Origin of the sequence: Hymenobacter actinosclerus (genome assembly GCF_900111515.1) — a bacterium.
In the GTDB taxonomy this organism is placed as follows: Bacteria; Bacteroidota; Bacteroidia; order Cytophagales; family Hymenobacteraceae; genus Hymenobacter; species Hymenobacter actinosclerus.
This window is the reverse complement of the sequence record NZ_FOHS01000003.1, coordinates 258,388-277,306: the sequence shown is the minus strand read 5'-3', so window position 1 is coordinate 277,306 and position 18,919 is coordinate 258,388. Positions and strand designations below refer to the sequence as shown.

14 protein-coding genes are annotated in these 18,919 nt (G+C 61.0%); 10 read left to right on the top strand and 4 right to left on the bottom strand.

Annotation, left to right across the window (positions count from 1 at the left end):
• Positions 1-225: 225 nt before the first annotated feature.
• Positions 226-3,180 carry a serine hydrolase domain-containing protein gene (locus tag BMY67_RS12770; RefSeq protein ID WP_092772164.1) on the bottom strand — a complete coding sequence of 985 codons (2,955 nt, stop codon included), beginning with the start codon at positions 3,178-3,180 and terminating at the stop codon, positions 226-228.
• A 473-nt stretch (positions 3,181-3,653) separates the two neighbouring features.
• Between BMY67_RS12770 and mutL the strand changes: the two genes are divergently transcribed.
• The 3 genes from mutL to BMY67_RS12755 all read left to right on the top strand — a co-directional run bounded on the left by mutL (position 3,654) and on the right by BMY67_RS12755 (position 7,794).
• Positions 3,654-5,750: a DNA mismatch repair endonuclease MutL gene (gene mutL / locus BMY67_RS12765; RefSeq protein ID WP_092772162.1), complete on the top strand. Its 2,097-nt coding sequence runs from the start codon at positions 3,654-3,656 to the stop codon at positions 5,748-5,750.
• Positions 5,751-5,966: 216 nt separating this feature from the next.
• Entirely contained in the window at positions 5,967-6,752 is a 786-nt protein-coding gene (locus BMY67_RS12760) for a rhomboid family intramembrane serine protease (protein ID WP_092772160.1), read from the top strand.
• Between the two features lie 118 nt (positions 6,753-6,870).
• Positions 6,871-7,794, top strand: a complete 924-nt coding sequence (locus tag BMY67_RS12755; RefSeq protein ID WP_092772158.1) for a rhomboid family intramembrane serine protease — start codon at positions 6,871-6,873, stop codon at positions 7,792-7,794.
• Between the two features lie 141 nt (positions 7,795-7,935).
• Here the strand turns inward: BMY67_RS12755 and BMY67_RS12750 are convergent, their stop codons facing one another.
• The 3 genes from BMY67_RS12750 to tilS form a co-directional block, all read right to left on the bottom strand.
• Positions 7,936-8,568, bottom strand: a complete 633-nt coding sequence (locus BMY67_RS12750) for a macro domain-containing protein (RefSeq protein WP_092772156.1) — start codon at positions 8,566-8,568, stop codon at positions 7,936-7,938.
• Between the two features lie 123 nt (positions 8,569-8,691).
• Complete coding sequence (gene mdh, locus BMY67_RS12745; protein WP_092772154.1) at positions 8,692-9,633, bottom strand: malate dehydrogenase; 942 nt, start codon at positions 9,631-9,633, stop codon at positions 8,692-8,694.
• 143 nt (positions 9,634-9,776) lie between these two features.
• The gene (tilS, locus tag BMY67_RS12740) at positions 9,777-11,105 is read right to left on the bottom strand and encodes a tRNA lysidine(34) synthetase TilS (protein WP_092772152.1); all 1,329 of its coding nucleotides are present in this window, start codon (positions 11,103-11,105) and stop codon (positions 9,777-9,779) included.
• 274 nt (positions 11,106-11,379) lie between these two features.
• On the opposite strand from tilS, the gene BMY67_RS12735 reads away from it, so the two are divergent.
• The 7 genes from BMY67_RS12735 (at position 11,380) to recN (ending at position 18,751) form a co-directional block, all read left to right on the top strand.
• Positions 11,380-13,011 (top strand): OstA-like protein, encoded by a 1,632-nt coding sequence (locus BMY67_RS12735; RefSeq protein ID WP_177189814.1) that lies wholly within the window; start codon positions 11,380-11,382, stop codon positions 13,009-13,011.
• A gap of 143 nt (positions 13,012-13,154) precedes the next feature.
• Positions 13,155-13,982, top strand: coding sequence for an outer membrane protein assembly factor BamD (locus BMY67_RS12730; protein WP_092772148.1), 828 nt, complete (start codon positions 13,155-13,157; stop codon positions 13,980-13,982).
• Positions 13,983-14,028: 46 nt separating this feature from the next.
• On the top strand, positions 14,029-14,361 hold the full coding sequence (locus BMY67_RS12725) for a DNA-directed RNA polymerase subunit omega (RefSeq protein ID WP_092772146.1): 333 nt from the start codon (positions 14,029-14,031) through the stop codon (positions 14,359-14,361).
• A gap of 148 nt (positions 14,362-14,509) precedes the next feature.
• Positions 14,510-15,058 carry a flavoprotein gene (locus BMY67_RS12720; RefSeq protein WP_092772144.1) on the top strand — a complete coding sequence of 183 codons (549 nt, stop codon included), beginning with the start codon at positions 14,510-14,512 and terminating at the stop codon, positions 15,056-15,058.
• 174 nt (positions 15,059-15,232) lie between these two features.
• A complete protein-coding gene (locus BMY67_RS12715) occupies positions 15,233-15,886 on the top strand; it encodes a phosphopantothenoylcysteine decarboxylase domain-containing protein (protein WP_092772142.1) in 654 nt (217 codons plus the stop codon).
• Positions 15,879-16,799: a type IX secretion system protein PorD gene (gene porD, locus BMY67_RS12710; RefSeq protein ID WP_092772140.1), complete on the top strand. Its 921-nt coding sequence runs from the start codon at positions 15,879-15,881 to the stop codon at positions 16,797-16,799. The genes BMY67_RS12715 and porD overlap by 8 nt, the downstream gene beginning before the upstream one ends.
• 278 nt (positions 16,800-17,077) lie before the next feature.
• Positions 17,078-18,751 (top strand): DNA repair protein RecN, encoded by a 1,674-nt coding sequence (recN, locus tag BMY67_RS12705; protein ID WP_092772138.1) that lies wholly within the window; start codon positions 17,078-17,080, stop codon positions 18,749-18,751.
• Positions 18,752-18,919 lie beyond the last annotated feature (168 nt).

Here is an 18,919-nt window from a genome sequence, read left to right as displayed (position 1 = left end):
ACGGATTAGCACAGATTTTAACGGATTTCACGGATTTTGTAACCGTAACCGTGCTGTGGGGACAGAGCAGGAAGTGAAGTAAACGTGGTAGCTAAGCAGAATGGATAAACTCGTTGCAGAAATAAGCACGGGGAACCTGACAGCAAAACAGATAAGAATAGCGTGAGAAAAGTCGAGCCGTCTACAAAATCCGTGAAATCCGCTGAAATCCGTGCTAATCCGTGATCAAGTTTTCTGCAGGGCCTTGTAAATCACGTCGTGAATGCGGGTGCGGATGTTGTACTGCACCAGCTTCTTGTTGTTGGCGTCGGGGTAGACGCGGTTAGAAAGAAAGATGTAGAGGATTTTGTTTTCCGGGTCCATCCACACGCAGGTGCCGGTGAAGCCGGTGTGGCCGAAGGTGCTGGCCGGCGACAGGTTGCTGGTGGGGCCCGAGGGCTTGCTCGGGTCGCCCCGGTCCCAGCCCAGGCCGCGGCGGCTGCCGGCCTCGGTGCCGCGGGCAAACTCGGCTACTACCGGGGTCTGGAAGTAGCGCTGCCCGCCGTAGCGACCGTTCTGCAGGTTCATCTGCATGAGCACGGCCAGGTCGTTGGCGTTGGCAAACAGGCCGGCGTGGCCGCCTACGCCGCCCACCAGGGCCGCCGTCTGGTCGTGTACGCTGCCTTGTAGCAGGGTGTGGCGGTAATAGTTATCGTTTTCGGTGGGCGCGATGCACGACTTCGGGAATTTGTCGAGCGGGTTGTAGGTCATCGAGCCCAGGCCCAGCGGCTGGTAGAACTGCTTGGCCAGGAACTGCTCCAGCGGCTGCTGGAGTAGCTTTTCGGCCAGCCGCTTCATCACAATAAAGCTGAGGTCGGAGTACTCGACGGGGTACTTGCCCTTCACCTTGGGCAGCAGGGCCGACTCCTGCACCCAGTTCCACACGGTATCGTCGGAGGAGCTGGCGCTGAACAGGTTGGGCGTCACCTCGCGCGAAAACTGCGCCGACTCGGTGCTGGCGTAGAACTCGGGCTTGGGGCCGCTGCTGGTAATGGTTCGCTCCCAGGTAGGAATGCCGGGCTTGAGGCCGGCGTGGTGCATGAGCACCTCGCGCACCGTCATGTCCTTTTTGTTGGTCGTTTTCAGCTCGGGCAGGTAGGTGGCTACCTTTTCATCGAGGTTGAGGCGGCCCTCATCCTTGAGCCACATAATGGCCTGGAGCGTGCCGGCCACTTTGGTAACGGAGGCCAGGTCGTAGAGCGTGCCGTTGTTGACGGCCTGCTCCTTGTCGTAGGTGTAGAAGCCGTAGCTTTTGTCGAACACCACCATGCCATCCTTGGCTACCAGCACCTGGCAGCCGGGGGCCGCGGCGTAGGCCACGGCCTCCAGGGCCACATTGTCGATCTGGGCCAGAATGCGCGAGTCGAGGCCGACCTCTTCGGGCGTGCCGTAGCGCAGACGCCGGAAATCGGGGGTGGGCAGGCCCTGGCCGTACTTCAGGTTTTCCGACACCGTAACCGGCAGGCGGCCCTTGGCCGGCAAAGCGCCGAACAGCACCTGCGGCACCACCAGCTGCGAGGCAAAGTTGTCTTCGTAGCCGCACACCAGGTTGCGGCTGGTTTCCACGTTTTTGAGGGCGTAGGCGTTGCCGAACAGCACGACCACCGTTTTCAGGCGCGGGTTGGCCTGCAGCGTCTTCAGAAACTTCAGCGCCCCGTCGCCCAGCCCGTAGTTGTGGGTGGGCGTGTTGTTCATGTTGTGCAGGCTCACCACCACCACGTTGTAGGGCGCCAGCTGCCGGCTGATGCGGCTGAAGGTGGAGTCGGGGGCGTAGCGGTTGGGCACGGCGTACACCGGCCCGCTCTGGTACTTGCCCATAGTCTCGCGGTAGGTGTCGGCCTGCGAGCCAATGGTGATGGAAGCAATGCGCAGCGTGTCGAGGCGCTGGAAGGGCAGAATATCGTCCTCGTTCTTAACTACCGTCACGGCGTGCTCGTAAATCTGCTGCTGCACCATGCGGCTCAGGGGCCGGTTCAGGTTCTGCATCAGGTTGGGCACGTCGATGGGGCGGTAGCGGTTGAGGCCGGCCCAGAACTTGGCCCGCAGCATCTTGCGCACCCGCGCATCCACGTCGGCCTGGGCAATTTTACCGCTGGCAATGGCTTCCTTGATCTTCTGAATGGCCATGGGCACATCCTCCGAAAACAGCAGCACATCGTTGCCGGCCAGCAACGCCAGCGCGTCCAGCTCGCCGGCCTTGTAGAGATTCGACACGCTCTTCATGTTGAGCGCGTCGGTAAACACGAGGCCCCGGAAGCCCATTTTCTCCTTGAGCAAACCGGTAACGAGGTTGGGCGAAATGGTGGCCGACAGCGTGCGGCTGGTATCGAGCAGCGGCACGTAGAGGTGGCCCACCATCACGCCCATCACGCCCTGGTCGATGGCCTTGCGGAAGGGGTAGAGGTCGATGTTGGTAAGCCGGGCCAGGTCGGAGTTGATGACCGGCAGGGCCACGTGCGAGTCGACGTCGGTGTCGCCGTGGCCGGGGAAGTGCTTGACCACGGCCAGCACGCCGTGGTCCTGCAGGCCGCTAATGTAGCGCACGCCGCGGGCCGCCACCTGCTCCTTGTCTTCGCCAAACGAGCGGTTGCCGATAACCGGATTGCTGGGGTTGGAGTTGACGTCGATGACGGGCGAGAAGCTCACGTGCACGCCCAGGGTTTTGAGGTTGAGCGCAATTTCGCGGCCCATCTGGTACACGTACTCGTCGTCGTTCATGGCGCCCAGGGTCATGCCCTTGGCGAAGTGCATGCTCGAATCGAGGCGCATATCGAGGCCCCACTCGGCATCCATGGCAATGAGCAGCGGCACCTTGGCGGCGGCCTGGTAGCGGTTGGTGAGGTTGGCCTGCCGACGCGGGCCGCCCTGCAGGAACATCAGCCCGCCGATGCCATAGTTCTTGACCAGAAACTCGGTGTACTGAACGTGCTTGCGGTCTTTGTTGGAGTAGGCAGCCACCATAAACAGCTGGCCCAGGCGCTGCTCGGGCGTCAGGCCCGTAAACACGCTATCCACCCACTGCTGCTCGGCCGCGGTCATGGGCCGGCCCATGTCGGCCGCCGGGGGGGCGGAGGAGGAAACAAACAGGCCGGTGAGGGCCAGGACCAGCAAAAAAAGCCCAATCCTAAATTCTTTGCGCATCGGCCCCGGTGATTCTGACTAAATTGGTACTAGCGGATGACGAGCCGAAAAACAGTAATTTTGCTCTTTCAATCAAGTTCTGGGCAAAAGTCGGCCGCGGGTTGCGCTGCCGCCCTTCCAACCCGGCCACTCACCTCGCCCAACGCCGAAGCTAACCGATTCGTGTCGGCACGGCCGGCCAAAGTTGGCTACAAACTTACGGAGAAATTCCCGACGTCGGTTGTTATCAGGCGGATAACTCGTGAATAGCGGTTGGAAAAAAGCGGGTAAAAAGGTTGTCATGCTGAGCGCAGCACAGCGGAGTCGAAGCATCTCGCGTGCTGACTTTGCTAAGCTAGCTCAACGTTAGAGTTATCATCGCACGCGAGATGCTTCGACTTCGCTGTGCTGCGCTCAGCATGACAGCCGGCCTTTGTTCTTTCATCTCCTATTCTATCCGCTAACTCCCAACTCCTCGCCTCTCCCCAAATAAAATGCCCGATATCATTCAACTGCTGCCCGAGTACCTGGCTAACCAGATTGCGGCCGGCGAAGTGGTGCAGCGCCCGGCTTCGGCCGTGAAGGAGCTGCTCGAAAATGCTGTCGACGCCGGCGCTACGCAGGTGCAGCTCATCGTGAAGGAAGCCGGCAAGCAGCTGGTACAGGTGGTCGACAACGGGGCCGGCATGAGCCCGACCGACGCGCGCATGAGCCTGGAGCGCCACGCCACGAGTAAAATCCGCACCACCGACGACCTATTCCGCATCCGCACGCTGGGCTTCCGGGGCGAGGCGCTGGCCTCCATTGCCGCCGTGGCCCAGCTGGAGCTGCGCACCAAAACCCGCGACCAGGACACCGGTACGCTGCTGCTGGTGGAAGGCTCCCAAATCACGAGCCAGCAGCCCGTGGCCTGCCCCGACGGCACGAGCATCAGTATGAAGAACCTGTTTTTCAACGTGCCCGCCCGCCGCAACTTCCTCAAGAGCAACGCCGTGGAGATGCGCCACATCCTCGACGAGTTTCAGCACGTAGCGCTGGCTAACCCCGGCATTGCCTTCTCGCTGTTCCAGAACGATTTGGAGGTGTTCAACCTGCCGGCCGGCAAGCTGGGCCAGCGCATCGTGGCCCTGCTGGGCAACGGCTACAAGGAGCAGCTGGCCCAGGTAGAGGAGGAAACGCCGTTTCTGACCGTGCGCGGCTTCATCGGCAAGCCCGAGTCGGCCAAGAAAAGCCGGGGCGACCAGTTCTTCTTCGTCAACAACCGCTTTATCCGCTCGGCCTACCTCAACCACGCCGTGCTCACGGCCTACGAGGGCCTGCTACCCAAAGACACGCACCCGTTCTACGTGCTGTTTCTGGAGCTCGACCCCAAGAGCATCGACATCAACGTGCACCCGACCAAGACGGAAATCAAGTTCGAGGACGAGAAAACGGTGTACGCCATCGTGCGCTCGGCCGTAAAGCAGAGCCTGGGTTTGCACAACATGGCGCCCTCGCTCGATTTTGCGGGCGACGTGAACTTCGGCGCCATCCGGCCCTTGCAGCTGTCGGGCACCGAGAAAAACCCCTTCGACGACGGCACCGGCAGCGGCAGCCGGCCCGACGCGCTGGCCGCCGCCGCCAGCGCCGCCAACCATTTAGCCAATCCGCGCACTTCGGGCCGAAGTAGTGGCGCCAGCGCCTTCGAGCGGCCCCTCACGCCCCGGCCCACCGAGCAGGCCAAGCAGGAGCTGGAAGATTTCTACCGCAGCCTGAGCCGCGTAAGCCTGCCCGACGTGGAGCACGAGGCCACCGCCGCCGGCGTACCCGTGCCCAAAGTGCCCGTGGCCCCGCCCGCCCCCGCCGCTCCGCCCCAGGCCCCGCCGCCCGCACCCGAAAACGTGGACCCCGAAACGGGCGAAGTGCTGCCCGCCGCCCCGGCTGCCGCCGCCCAGGCCAACTCCGAGGCCGCCTCGCTGCCGTTGGAGGTGCTGCCGGGCACGGCCGCCGCGCCCGAACTGCCCTTGCGCGAGTCGAGCACCGGGCCGGGCAACAAGGTGTTGCAACTGCACCAGCAGTATCTACTGGTGCCGGTGAAGTCGGGCGTGATGCTGATTGACCAGGTGGCGGCCCGCGAGCGGATTCTGTTCGAGCAGTACGCCCAGGCCCTGGAGCGCGACGTGAGTGCCTCCCAGACGCTGCTGTTCCCGCGCACCATCACCTTCACGCCCCAGGATTTCGCTATTCTGCGCGAAGTGGAGGACGCGCTGCGGGCCCTGGGCTTCCGCTTCACCGATTTCGGCCGGAACACCATTGCCGTGGAGGGCATTCCGGCCGATGTGCCGGCCCGCGACGAAAAGGAGCTGCTGGAAGGCCTGATTGAGCAATTCCGCAGCGGTGGCGGCCCGGTCAGGCTCGACCGGCGCGAGCAGATGGCCCGTGCCCTGGCTCGCCGGGTAGCAGCCAGCGCTGCCGGCGCCCGCCTCTCGGAGCGCGAAATGACCACCATCGTCGACAAGCTTTTCGCCTGCACCGTGCCCAACTACACCCCCGACGGCCGCCGCACCATCGTACTACTGGAGCTGGGCCAGCTGCGCGAGCTGTTTGGGTAGGGGTGGGGTTGAAGGAACGTCATGCTGAGCGAAGCAAAGCAGAGCCGAAGCATCTCGCGTGCTATGCTAACTCCAATGGCTGCAACGAAGCGGTAGAGATGCTTCGACTCCGCTCCGCTTCGCTCAGCATGACGTTCCTTTGTATTCTTACTCTCTGCTGCTCGCTCTCCATTTGCCGCTTGCAGTTCCTTATTTCCCGCTTCTAGCTCCTCTTACATGTTCCAACTCACGCCGACGGTCCGCAACCTGCTCATCGCCAACGTGGTATTTTTTCTGCTGGCCAATTATCTGCCGGGCGGGCTGGGTTTGCTGGCGCTGTATCCGGTGGGTTCCGAGTTTTTTCAGCCCTGGCAGTTCCTCACCTATATGTTCATGCACGGCGGCATCGGACATATTTTTTCCAACATGTTTGGCCTAATGGTGTTCGGGCCGCTGCTGGAGCAGCGCTGGGGCGGACAGCGGTTTCTGATTTTTTGGCTGGTCTGCGGGCTCGGCTCGGGCATGCTCTACTCGGGCCTGCGCTACTACGAGATGAATAAGATGCGCCATGACATTGAGGTCTTTCAACAAGACCCCTCAGATGTGCATTTAATGGATTTCGTGCAGAACAATTTTAAAGCCTATACTGAGGCTTACAGACCCAACATAAATCAGTTGCATGAAACGCCTAACGACCAGCGTCTGATTCAGGATATTCTTACTGATATGGGTAAAGCGTATAAAGCTAGCCTCAACCTGCCGATGGTAGGGGCTTCGGGGGCGCTGTTCGGGGTGCTGTTCGCCTTTGCCTACCTGTTCCCGAACACTACGCTCTTTATATTCCCGTTGCCCGTGCCCATCAAAGCCAAGTACCTGGTGCCGCTTTACGGGCTCTACGAGCTGTACAGCGGTGTCAACCAAACGCCCGGCGACAATGTGGCCCACTTTGCCCACGTGGCCGGTTTGCTGGTGGGCTTCGTGCTGGTTATGTTCTGGGAGCGGGGGCGTAAGCAGTTTTACTAGTATTTCGCTTTCCGGTGCTCGTTTTCTGCTTTTCGTTGTTTAAAGGATTCAGCGGAAAGCAGCACCAGCCAACGAGCAGCCGGCCGCGAATAACGAGCAACGAAAAACGAGAAACGAAATGAGTGTTTTCAACGACATCCGGACCGCCTTCAACCGTCGCGATAATGCCCTGAACCAGCTGCTGCTCATCAACGTGCTGGTGTTCGTGTTTCTGGTGTTCACGGAAGCCATTATGAAGCTGACGGGCACCTACGCGCAGTATTACCCCAACCTCATCCGCCAGTTTCAGCTGCCCTCCGACCTGCCGGGCCTGCTGCGCCACCCCTGGACGGTGCTCACCTATGCCTTCACCCACGAGGGCTTTCTGCACATCCTCTTCAACCTCATCAACCTGTACTGGTTCGGGGCCCTGGTGCGCGAGTACCTCGGCGACCGGCGCCTGGTGAGCGTGTACATTCTGGGCGCGCTGGCCGGCGCGCTGTTTTTCGTGCTTTCCTACAACCTGATTCCGGCCCTGCGCCCATCGTTGGGCATCCCGCTGCTGGGGGCTTCGGCGGGGGTTACGGCCATCATTATGGCTGCCGCCACGCTCATGCCCGAGTACCAGTTCAACCTGATTCTGCTCGGGCCGGTGCGCATCAAGTACATTGCCGCCGTCGTGATTGTGCTGTCGGTGCTGGCCATCAACCAGGGCAACCCCGGCGGCGGCATCGCCCACATTGGCGGGGCGCTGCTGGGCTATATCTTCATCCGGCAGCTGCGGGCCGGCCGCGACCTGGGACGCCCCGTGCAGGCCGTGGGCGACTGGCTGGGCCGGGTGTTCTCGCGCCGCCCCAACCTGCGCGTTACGCACCGCAATCCAGCCCCGGCCGCGGTTTCATCGGCCAAAAACGCAACCGCCCCCGCCGCCAGCCGCAAAGCCAGCGCCACCCACCCCGGCGAAGACGAAATCGACCTCATCCTCGACAAAATCTCCCATTCCGGCTACGAAAGCCTCTCCAAAGAGGAAAAGCAGAAGCTCTTCAAGGCCAGCCAACAATAAATCACAGATGTTGCAGATGATTGGATGCCGCTGATTTATGCCTGCTTATTGGCTCTTGATAAGTTTTCAAAAGCCCCACGGCCACCTCATTCATGTGGGGTGGCTGCGGGGCTTCATTAAGGGATATTGTAGCTGAGTAGATTACGGGATGTCATACCGAATATCCTTCGGCTCGTGGGTGTAGAAATAGGCGTAGTTGCCGCACATTTCCTCCCAACCGGCCACGGTGGCGTATTTATGCCGGTACACATCCTCCCAAGCGATGCGCATCTGGCGTGCGCATACCAGGGGCCGGACCTGGCCTACGCCGGTGCCCAGGCCGGGCACGGCTACCGTCCGCACTACGTCGCGGATGAGACGGCCCTCGGGTAAGGTGCCGTGTTCGAGTAGTAGAAGCAAGGCACGCATGCTGTGGTACACGTTGGGCCCGCGCGTGATGGTCATCGGCGTGCGCATGGTGGGGGCTGCTACCAGGTAGGGGAATTGCGCATGGCCAGTGGGTAGTATTTCGGCTTGGCCCACCAGCAACTCGCCATAGTGCTTGGTACGAATAACTTCTTGCAATTCCTTCTCCAAGTGCCAGCCCAGCGTTTTGGAGATGGCGAAGTCGATGCCGCCGTTCATGTAGCCGAAGCTGTTGGCTGGGCTGACCAGCACATCAGCCGGCACCTCGAAGATGGAGCCGTGGCGGATGGTCACTTGGGGTACGTCGGCGAAAACCTGTTCCCAGGCTGCCGTAATGTCGGGGTTGGTATCGGTGAAGTAAAAATGCATAGGGTGCTTTACGATTGAAAAGTACACATTTCGCCCACTCCACCAATGCAAACAGCCGCCCCGCAGAAGCAGGGCGGCCGTAAAGCACAACTGAAAATCAGGAATCCGGTATACTTTTAAGATCTAAGCGTTAGCCTTATTCATCTTGTCCAGCGCGTCCATTACCTCTTTCACGTGACCGCGGGAGGTTTCGAGCAGGGCTTTCTCGTCGTCGTTGAGCTGGAGCTCAATTACTTTCTCGATGCCGTTTTTGCCCAGGATAACGGGGGCGCCGAGGTATACGCCGTCCATGCCGTACTCGCCTTCGAGCTTTACGCAGACGGGGAACACGCGGCGCTGGTCGCGCACGATGGCTTCCACCATCTGGGCCGCGGCCGCGCCGGGCGCGTACCAGGCCGAAGTGCCCATCAGCTTCACCAGCTCGCCGCCGCCGACGGCCGTGCGCTGCACGATGGCGTCCAGCTCCTCTTTGCCGATAAGCTCGGTTACGGGAATGCCGCCCACGGTGGTGTAGCGGGGCAGGGGCACCATGGTGTCGCCGTGGCCACCCATCAGGACGGCCTGAATGTCTTTGGGGCTCACGTTGAGGGCTTCGGCCAGAAAGGCGCGGTAGCGGGCAGTGTCGAGGATGCCGGCCATGCCGAATACCTTGGTGCGGTCGAGGCCGGAGGTCAGGTGGGCCTGGTAGGTCATCACGTCGAGCGGGTTGCTGACGATGATGATGATGGCGTTGGGCGAGTGCTTCACCACCTGCTCGGTCACCGATTTCACGATGCCGGCGTTGGTCGAAATCAGGTCGTCGCGGCTCATGCCGGGCTTGCGGGGCAGGCCCGAGGTAATTACCACTACCTCCGAACCGGCGGTGCGGGCGTAGTCGTTGGTTACGCCCACCGTGCGCGAGTCGTAGCCGATAATGGGGGCTTTCTGCCAGATATCGAGGGCTTTGCCTTCGGCGAAACCTTCCTTGATGTCAACCAGAACAATCTCGTTGGCAATTTCGCGGGTGGCCAGTACATCGGCGCAGGTCGCGCCTACATTGCCGGCTCCAACTACGGTAACTTTCATTGAGCGGGGAAATTTGGGGTGAACTATTAGGTCGGGCGTAAAGCTACGGCATAGAGTTTAGAAGTGAGACAACTAAACGTCATTCTGAGCGAAGCCGCAGCCGCAGTCGAAGAATGACGTTAAGTTGCCTCACTTCGCTCACCCTACATCCTCCTTACAACCAGCACCCGTTCCGTCTCGGCCGTTACCTTAAACCGCTCGTCGGGCCGATAACCGATAACCCAGGCTATTTTGCCGTCGGCGGTGGCCAGCACCCACACGCTGTCTTTCAGGTTGAGGGGCACTTTCTGGTCGATGAGGAAGTCGGAGAGCAGCTTTTTGCCCTTCATGCCGATGGGCATAAACCAGTCGCCCTCCTGCCAGGGGCGCACCGTGAGCGGGAAGCGCAGCTTGTCGGCATCAAGCGCGGCCAGAGCTTTGCCGCGGGGCGGCTCGTAGCCTTCGGGTGCTTCGAGCAGTTCGGTGCGCAGGTGCAGCCCATCAATTTTGAGCACCTCCTGGCCCGCCTGCAGCTGGTGGGTGCCGAACTGCGTCAGCCGGCGCGGGGTGATGACCAGCTGCTCGCGGTCCTTCACCAGCAAATGCGTCGGCGACTCGAAGCGGCGGCCCGGCTCGGCCCCGAAGCTGCGCACGATATCCTTCACCACCGGGTAGGCGAAGCCGAAGGGGCGCAGCAGCTCGTGCAGCACCAGGGCCGTGGCGGCCGTGTTTTGCAGCAGCCGGATGTCGAGGTAGGTGGCTTCGGGTTCGGTGCGCTGGGCCTGGGCGGCGGTATCGGCCACGTAGCGGCGCACGATTTCCTCGGCCCCGCCCACCCGCTCGGCCGTGGTGCTCATGGTCTGGTCGAGGTTGGGGTTGATGTCGCGCAGCACCGGCAGCACCTCCAGCCGCAGGCGGTTGCGCTGGTACACCGGCGAGTCGTTGCTGGCATCCTCACGCCACACGAGGCGGCGCTCCACCACGTAATCAAACAAATCGGGCTTGCTCAGGCCCAGCAGCGGGCGCACGAGGTGGCCGGTTTTGGGCCGGATGCCGTGCAGGCCCGCCAGGCCGGTGCCGTGGGTGAGGTTGAGCAGCATGGTTTCGGCCGTGTCGCGCTGGTGGTGGGCGGTGGCAATGGCGGCGTAGCCCTGCTGGGCCCGCACCCGCTCAAACCACTCGTAGCGCAGGGCCCGGGCCGCCATTTGAGTCGAAATTCCTTCCTGCTCGGCGAATTTTTTGGTCTGGAAGAATTCGGCGAAGCAGGGCACCTTGTACTGCTGGGCCAGCTTGCGCACGAACTCCTCGTCGGCGTCGGCTTCCTCGCCGCGCAGCCCGAAGTGGCCGTGGGCCACGGCAAACGGCTGCCCGAGCCGGTGCAGCACGTCGGCCAGCACCACCGAATCGAGCCCGCCGCTGACGGCCAGCAGCAGCGTATCGGTGGGGGAGAAGAGCTGGTGCTCCTGAATGAACTGTTGGACTTGGTCGAGCATGTGTTTTGGGCTGTTAGCTAGTAGCTGATAGCGACGTTAAGCGGTAAGTAGGAGGACGAGTAGAGCGTTTGAGTTTCCAGCACGGTGTAGAGACATAACATGTTGCGTCTCGTTGTTGAACGGCCGCGTACAGCCAGCATCAGCAACGACGAGACGCAACATGTTGCGTCTCTACAGCATGAAGCCACGGATTGCAGTCCATCAGCTAGTAGCTCCTTTCAATAATCCACAAAGAAACACGTTAGCCACCCTGCTTGCCTACCTTTGCGCCGAAATGTCGTTGTCTAAGTCTGTTTTTCTTCTTTTACTGCTGGTGCTGCCGCTGCTGGCTTGGTCGCAAGGCAAGCCTGCGGCCAAGCCCGGCAGCGGCCAGCCCATTGAACTGCTGACTGCTGGGTCGCTGGAGGGCGGCACCTTTAATGGGGTTGAAATCCGCAAGCTGCTGGGCAACGTGAGTTTGCGCCAGGGCACCACGCTGCTCTACGCTGACTCGATGTACCAGTATCTGAACCGCAACGCTATCGAGGCCTTCAGCAACGTGCGCATCATCCAGAACGACACCATCACCATCACTGGCGACCGGGGCACCTACGACGGCGATACCCGCAAGGCCCGGATGACCGGCAATGTAACGCTGCGCGACCCGCGCATGACGCTGACCACCCAGCTGCTCGACTACGACCTGGCCAACAATCTTGCCTACTACAGCACCGGCGGCCACCTGCAGGACCCCAAAAACACGCTCGACAGCCAGTTCGGCTACTACAACACCGTCAGCAAAGTGTTCAGCTTCAAGCGCAACGTGAAGCTGGTAACGCCCGAAAACGTCATCACCACCGATACGCTGCAGTACAACACCATCAGCAAGGTGGCCTACTTCTTCGGCCCCACCCGCATCACGGGCAAAGACAAGAACCTGTACGCCGAAAACGGCACCTACAACACCGTCACCAAGGAGGCCAATTTCGGGCGCAACGCCAAAATAGAAACCCCCACCTACCTGCTCGGCGGCGACCAGCTGTTCTACAACGAGCTGACCGCCTACGGCGTGGCTACGGGCCGGGTATCGATGATTTCCAAGAAAGACAACCTTGAAATAAGGGGCGACGTGGGGCGCTACTGGCGGGCCCAGGGCCGCGCCAAGGTGTATGGCTCGCGGCCGGTGATGCGCAACATCTCGGGCAAAGACACGCTCTACCTCACGGCCGATACGCTGGTCAGCATCGAGGGCAAGCCGCCGCTCAACAAGGGCGCCGTGATTTACGCCTACAAAAAGGCCCGCATCTTCCGGTCCGATCTGCAGGGCCGGGCCGACTCGCTCACCTACGACCGGCAGGATTCCATCATCTACCTCAGCCACGACCCGGTGCTGTGGAACAAGAACAACCAGCTCACGGCCGACTCGATGGAAATCCGCCAGCGCCGGGGCAAAGTCGACCAGATGCGGCTCTATGGCCACGCCTTTACCATTGGCATCGACACGCTGGGCAACTACAACCAGGTAAAGGGCCGCACAATGGTAGCGTACTTCGGGGAGAAGGCCATAAAAAAAATTAATGTGGTTGGCAACGCCGAGAGCCTCTACTATGCTCTTGAGGGCGACACGGCCGTTTCGGGCGTCAACAAGTCGCTTTCGGCCACCATGGCCCTGCGCTTCGCCGACGACGAGCTGCAAACCATCAGTTTCATCACCAACCCCGAAGCCAAGTTCATCCCGCCCAACGAGCTGAAGCCCGAAGAAGCCCGGCTCAAGGATTTCCGCTGGCGGCCCGACGACCGGCCTACCCGCCTTCAGACCCTGGGCAAGCACTTCGCCGTGGCCCCGGCCAAGGCCAAGAAGAAAGCCGCACCGGCCCCGAAAAAGCCGCCGGTGAAATCCAGGGGTAAAGTGCCGGCCAGGAAATAAGCCCGAAGTTTCGGGTTTCCCTTGGCTGAATCCCCGGGCGAGTCGGCGTTTCGGCCCGGCTCCGTAGCCCAGGGCTTCAGCCCTGGGAGCCTGGAGCGGCCGGCCAACTACTACCAACTACTAATTCGTACCTTTGCGCCCTTATGCTGTCATTCCGTCCTGCTTTCTTTGTTCTGCTGCTGAGCGCCCTGCTTTTCGGCTCCTGTACCGGCTACCAGAAGCTGCTCAAGAGCACCGATGTGAACAAAAAGTATGAAGCTGCCATCCAGTACTACGAGAAGGAGGATTTCTTTAAAGCCGGTACGCTGCTCGAGGAGCTGATTCCGCTGCTGAAAGGCCGCCCCGAGGCCGAAAAGGCGCAGTTTTACTTTGCCAACACCAACTACCGGCAGCGCAACTACACGCTGGCCGCGTATTATTTCAAGACCTTCCACGACACCTACCCCAACTCGGAGTACGCCCAGGAGGCCTACTTCATGCAGGCCAAGTCGCTGTTCAAAGACTCGCCCGAGTTTCAGCTCGACCAGACCAACACCTACACGGCCCTGGAGGTAATCCAGGAGTTCCTCAACCGCTACCCCGAAAGCAAGTTCCGGCCCGAGGTAGAGGGCATGTCGCAGGAGCTGCAGAAGAAGCTGGAAAACAAGGCGTTTCTGTCGGCCAAGCTCTACTACGATTTGCGCTACTACCAGTCGGCCGTAACGGCGCTGACCGGCTTTCAGCAGCAGTATCCGGCCTCGGCCTACGGCGAGCAGGCGGCTTTTTTGAAGCTCAGCGCCCAGTTCGATCTGGCCACCGAGTCGGTAGCCGAAAAGCAGCTGGAACGCTACAACGAGACGCTGGCGTTCTACCAGAACTTCATCGATACCTTCCCGCAGAGCAAGCAGCTGAAAGACGCTGAGAAGATGTACGACACCGCCCGCGCCGCGGCCGACAAGCTGAAAGCGGCCGAAACGGCCGCCGCCAAGTAAGACGTTTTGCGTCCGCTACCATTTAAGAACCCCGAAAACTCCTCATATGAAGACGCCCACCAACACTTCCGCTTCCATCGTTACGCGCAACATGTCGGATTTCACCCCCGAAACCGGCAACGTGTACGAGAGCATCGCCATCATCTCGAAGCGCGCCAACCAGCTGTCCATCAAGCTGAAGGAGGAGCTCAACGGCAAGCTGGCCGAGTTTGCCACCACCGTCGACAACCTGGAGGAGGTGTTTGAGAACCGCGAGCAAATCGAGATTTCCAAGCACTACGAGCGCCTGCCCAAGCCGACCAACCTGGCTATCGAGGAGTTCCTCGAAGGCAAGGTGTACTACAGCACGCCCGAGCAGGAAGCCGAGAAGAACGCGTAATTTGGCCTCTCCGGTCAGCCGCAGCCTCCCCGCCATCCGGATTCGTCTGGCCGGCGGGGAGGCTTTGGCGTGTGGGGCAAAGCGCCCCGCCGCCGGCCGGGTTTACCTTTAACCGGAAGGCGGAGCCGCGCTTCGCCACCTGCCAGCTATGCCGCTAACGGGTCGAAAAATTCTGCTGGGCATCAGTGGCAGCATTGCCGCCTACAAAGCCGCGCCGCTGGTGCGCCTGCTGGTGAAGACCGGCGCCGAAGTACGCGTTATCCTGACGCCCGCTGCCGCCGCTTTCGTTACGCCGCTCACGCTGGCCACACTGTCCAAGAACCCGGTGCTGCAGGGCTTTCTCAAGGATGAGCGGGCCGGCGAGTGGCACAATCACGTGGAGCTGGGTTTGTGGGCCGATGCGCTAGTGGTGGCTCCGGCCTCGGCCAACACGCTGGCCCACCTGGCCCAGGGCCTCTGCGACACGCTGCTCGACGCCGTGTACCTCTCGGCCCGCTGCCCCGTGTTCGTGGCCCCGGCCATGGACCTCGACATGTACCAGCACCCCGCCACCCAGGCCAACCTGGCCCGCCTGCGCAGCTACGGCACCACCGTGTGGGAGTCGCCGACCGGCGAACTGGCCAGTGGCCTGAGCGGCCCCGGCCGCATGCTGGAGCCCGAGGATATCGTTGAAAGAATTATGAATTATGAATTATGAATTATGAATTATGAATTATGAATTATGAATTATGAATTATGAATTATGAATTATGAATTAGTTCTGTAAAAGCCTGCCTCAACACCGGATTTGAATTGAGAAATATGAAGGAGCCGTTCGGTTAGCTGAACGGAATTCATAATTCAAAATCCATAATTCATAATTCCAAAAAGCATGCGCGTACTCATAACGGCCGGCCCGACGTACGAACCGCTCGACCCGGTGCGGTTTCTGGGCAACCACAGCACCGGCAAAATGGGCTACGCGCTGGCCGAAGCCTTTGCCGCGGCCGGGGCCGAAGTGGCGCTCATCAGCGGCCCCACCCACCTGCCCGACCCCAGCAGCCCGCACATTCTGACCACGCGGGTGCAGACGGCTGCCGAGATGTACGCCGCCGCCGCCGACGCGGCCCGGCTGGCCGATGTGTGGGTGTTTGCCGCCGCAGTGGCCGACTACCGCCCCGCCGAGGTGGCCGCCCAGAAGATCAAGAAAAGCGGCGAGCGGCTGACGCTGGAGCTGGTGAAAAACGTGGATATTGCCTTCGAGCTCGGAAAAACCAAGCGCCCCGAACAATTTTCGGTGGGCTTTGCGTTGGAAACCGAGAACGAGCAGGCCCACGCGCTGGACAAACTCGAACGCAAAAAGTTTGATCTGATAGTGCTTAACTCGCTGCGCGACGCCGGTGCCGGCTTCCGCCACGACACCAACCAGGTAACTTTGCTCGAAGCCGACGGCCGCGCCACGGCCTTCGGGCTGAAATCCAAAACCAGCGTCGCCCTCGATATTGTGGGCGTCGTGCTCGACCGTTTAGCCGCCCGCCATGTCTAAGTTCCCGTTGCTGTTTTTGCTGCCGCTGCTCGTGCTGCTGCGCCCGGTCCGGGCCCAGGAGTTGCAGGCCGAAGTCACGGTTTCGACCGAAAACGTGACCATTTCGGACCCGCAGCTGGTGCAGAATCTGCGCAACGACATGCAGAACTTCCTCAACACCCGGGCCTTCACCAACCGGGCGTACCGCCCCGAGGAGCGCATCCGCTGCCGGCTGTTTGTGGGCATCACCGAAATTCCGCAGAACGGCACCTACCGCGCCACGGTGCGCATCGTGAGCACCCGGCCGGTGTACGGCACCGGTTACGAGAGCAACGTGCTGAGCTTCGCCGACCGCGGCTGGATTTTCAACTACTCGCCCCAGAACCCGCTGGAGTACTCCGAAAACACGTTCGTTGGCAACCTCTCGTCGCTGCTTTCCTTCTACGCCTACCTGATGATCGGGCTGGACCAGGACAGCTTCGCGCCCCTGAGCGGCGGCCCGTATTACGACCGGGCCCGGCAGATTCTGAACACGGCCGCCTCGCAGAATATCACCAACGAGGCAGACCCCGGCTGGAAGGACGAGAACAGCAGCAACCGCTACTGGCTGCTCAATAACCTGCAGGACCCGCAGCTGCAGGCCTTCCGCAGCGGCATGTACGCCTACTACCGCCAGGGCCTCGATATCTTCATTACCAAGCCCGAAGAAGCCCGCACCAACATGTTCACGGCCCTGCAGGACGTGCAAAAGGCCGTGCAGCGCCGCCCCGGCACCCTGTTCGCCCGCTCCTTCTTCCAGACCAAAGCCGACGAAATCTCCAACGTCTTCCGCACCAGCCCCGACCAGCAGCAGAAAACCAGCCTCGTCACGCTGCTCTCCGAAACCGACCCCACCAACTCGGCCAAGTACGAAACGATTCTGCGCCAGCCCTAAGGAGCTTCAAGCCACAAGCTTCAAGCGGCAAGCTGATGTTCAACGTCAGCTTGCCGCTTGAAGCTTGTGGCTTGCCGCTTAAAAAAGGCCTTTGCACGTCGGCTTGCGGCTTGTGGCTGGCAGCTTGCCGCTCAAAAAACCTTTCCTGCGAAAATAACTAGCATCTGACTAACCGAACTAGTAGCTTTGCTAATGCTGCTAGGCCCGGCCGTTTGATACGGGGCCGTAGCTGCGTTTTAGTAGCCACGGCCGGCGCTCCGGCCTTTACGTTGTTCGGTATGCTGGTTGATTTGCGAATTCAGAATTACGCCCTGATTGAGAAGCTGGAGCTGAAACCCTCGGCCCTGCTCAACATTATTACCGGCGAAACGGGGGCCGGCAAGTCGATTATGCTCGGGGCCATCGGGCTGCTGCTCGGCAACCGCGCCGATTCGCGCATGCTCTTCGATACGAGCAAAAAGTGCGTGCTGGAGGGCCATTTCGACATCAGCAGCTACCAGCTACGCGATATTTTCGAGGCCGAGGACGTGGACTACGACCAGCAGTGCATTCTGCGGCGCGAGCTGAGCCCGAATGGCAAGAGCCGGGCCTTCGTGAACGATACGCCCGTGACGCTGGAAACCCTGCGCCACATCGGGGCCAACCTCATGGACATCCACTCCCAGCACGATACGCTGCTGCTCGGCGACGCCGTGTTTCAGCTGAACCTGCTGGATTTGTATGCCAATCTGGTGCCCACCCGCACCCAATACAGCAGCGCCTACCGCCAGTACCGCAAGCTCGAAACCGACCTGCAGGCCCTCGAAAGCCAGGTAGCCCAGGCCAACAAGGAACTCGACTACCACAGCTTTCTGCTGAATGAGTTGGAGGAAGCCAGTCTCGACAATGAGCGCCAGGACGAGCTGGAGCAGGAAGTGAAGGAGCTGGAGCACGCCGAGGAAATCAAGTACAAGCTCACCCACGCCCTGCAAAGCCTGAGCGAAGGCGAGTATTGCGCCACCGGGGCCCTCAAGGATGCCGTAGTGCTGCTGGGCCAGATTGCGCCCTACTCCGAGCCCGTGCAGGAGCTGCGCCACCGCCTCGACAGCTGCCTGATTGAGCTGCGCGACATCACCGACGAGATTGAGCAGGTGGAGCGCCGTACCGAGGGCGACCCGGCCCGCATCGATGAGGTGCAGAGCCGCCTGAACGTGCTCTACAGCCTCCAGCGCAAGCACCAGGTGCGCGACGTGGTAGACCTGCTGGCCGTGCGCGCCGACCTGCGCGACAAGGTCAGCTCGGTGCTCAACCTCGACAAGCAAATCAGCCGCCTGCGCCGCGACGTGGAAACCACTCTGGCCACCGTGCAGAAGCAGGCCCTGCGCTTATCCGAAGCCCGCCGCAAGACCTTCCCGAAGTTTGAAAAGGAGCTGGCCGCGTTGCTCACCGACCTCGGGATGCCCCACGCCCGCATCGTAGTCAGCCACGAGGCCGGTGCCCCCGCCGTCAGCGGCATCGACGTGGTGAGCATTCTGTTCACGGCCAACAAGGGCGCCGAGCCCCAGACGCTGAGCAAGGCCGCCTCGGGTGGCGAGTTCTCGCGCCTCATGCTGTGCATCAAGTACATGCTGGCCGATAAAACCGCGTTGCCGACAATCGTATTCGACGAAATCGATACCGGTATCAGTGGCGAAATTGCGTTGAAAGTGGGCCGCATGATGCAGCAGATGGCCAAAAAGCACCAGCTCATTGCCATCAGCCACCTGCCCCAGATGGCCGCCGCCGGCGACGCCCACTACTTCGTGTACAAGGAAGACCGCGCCGACCGCACCGTGAGCCGCATCCGCCAGCTTAATCAGGAGGAGCGCATCCACGAAATTGCCCAGATGATTTCCGGCGCCAACCCCACGCTACACGCTACACAGAGCGCCCGCGAGCTGCTGGCCCTGCGCGGGGTGGAAATGGCGGGGTAGAGAGAGGATAAGAGAACGTCATGCAGAGCGGAGCGAAGCATCTCGCGTGCTGATGTTGCAGCGGTGATCAAACGCGAAAAGTCGCCACTGCAACATTAGCACGCGAGATGCTTCGCTCCGCTCTGCATGACCATTCCCTATTTTTTCGCCTTTTTTGTGGTTCCAATC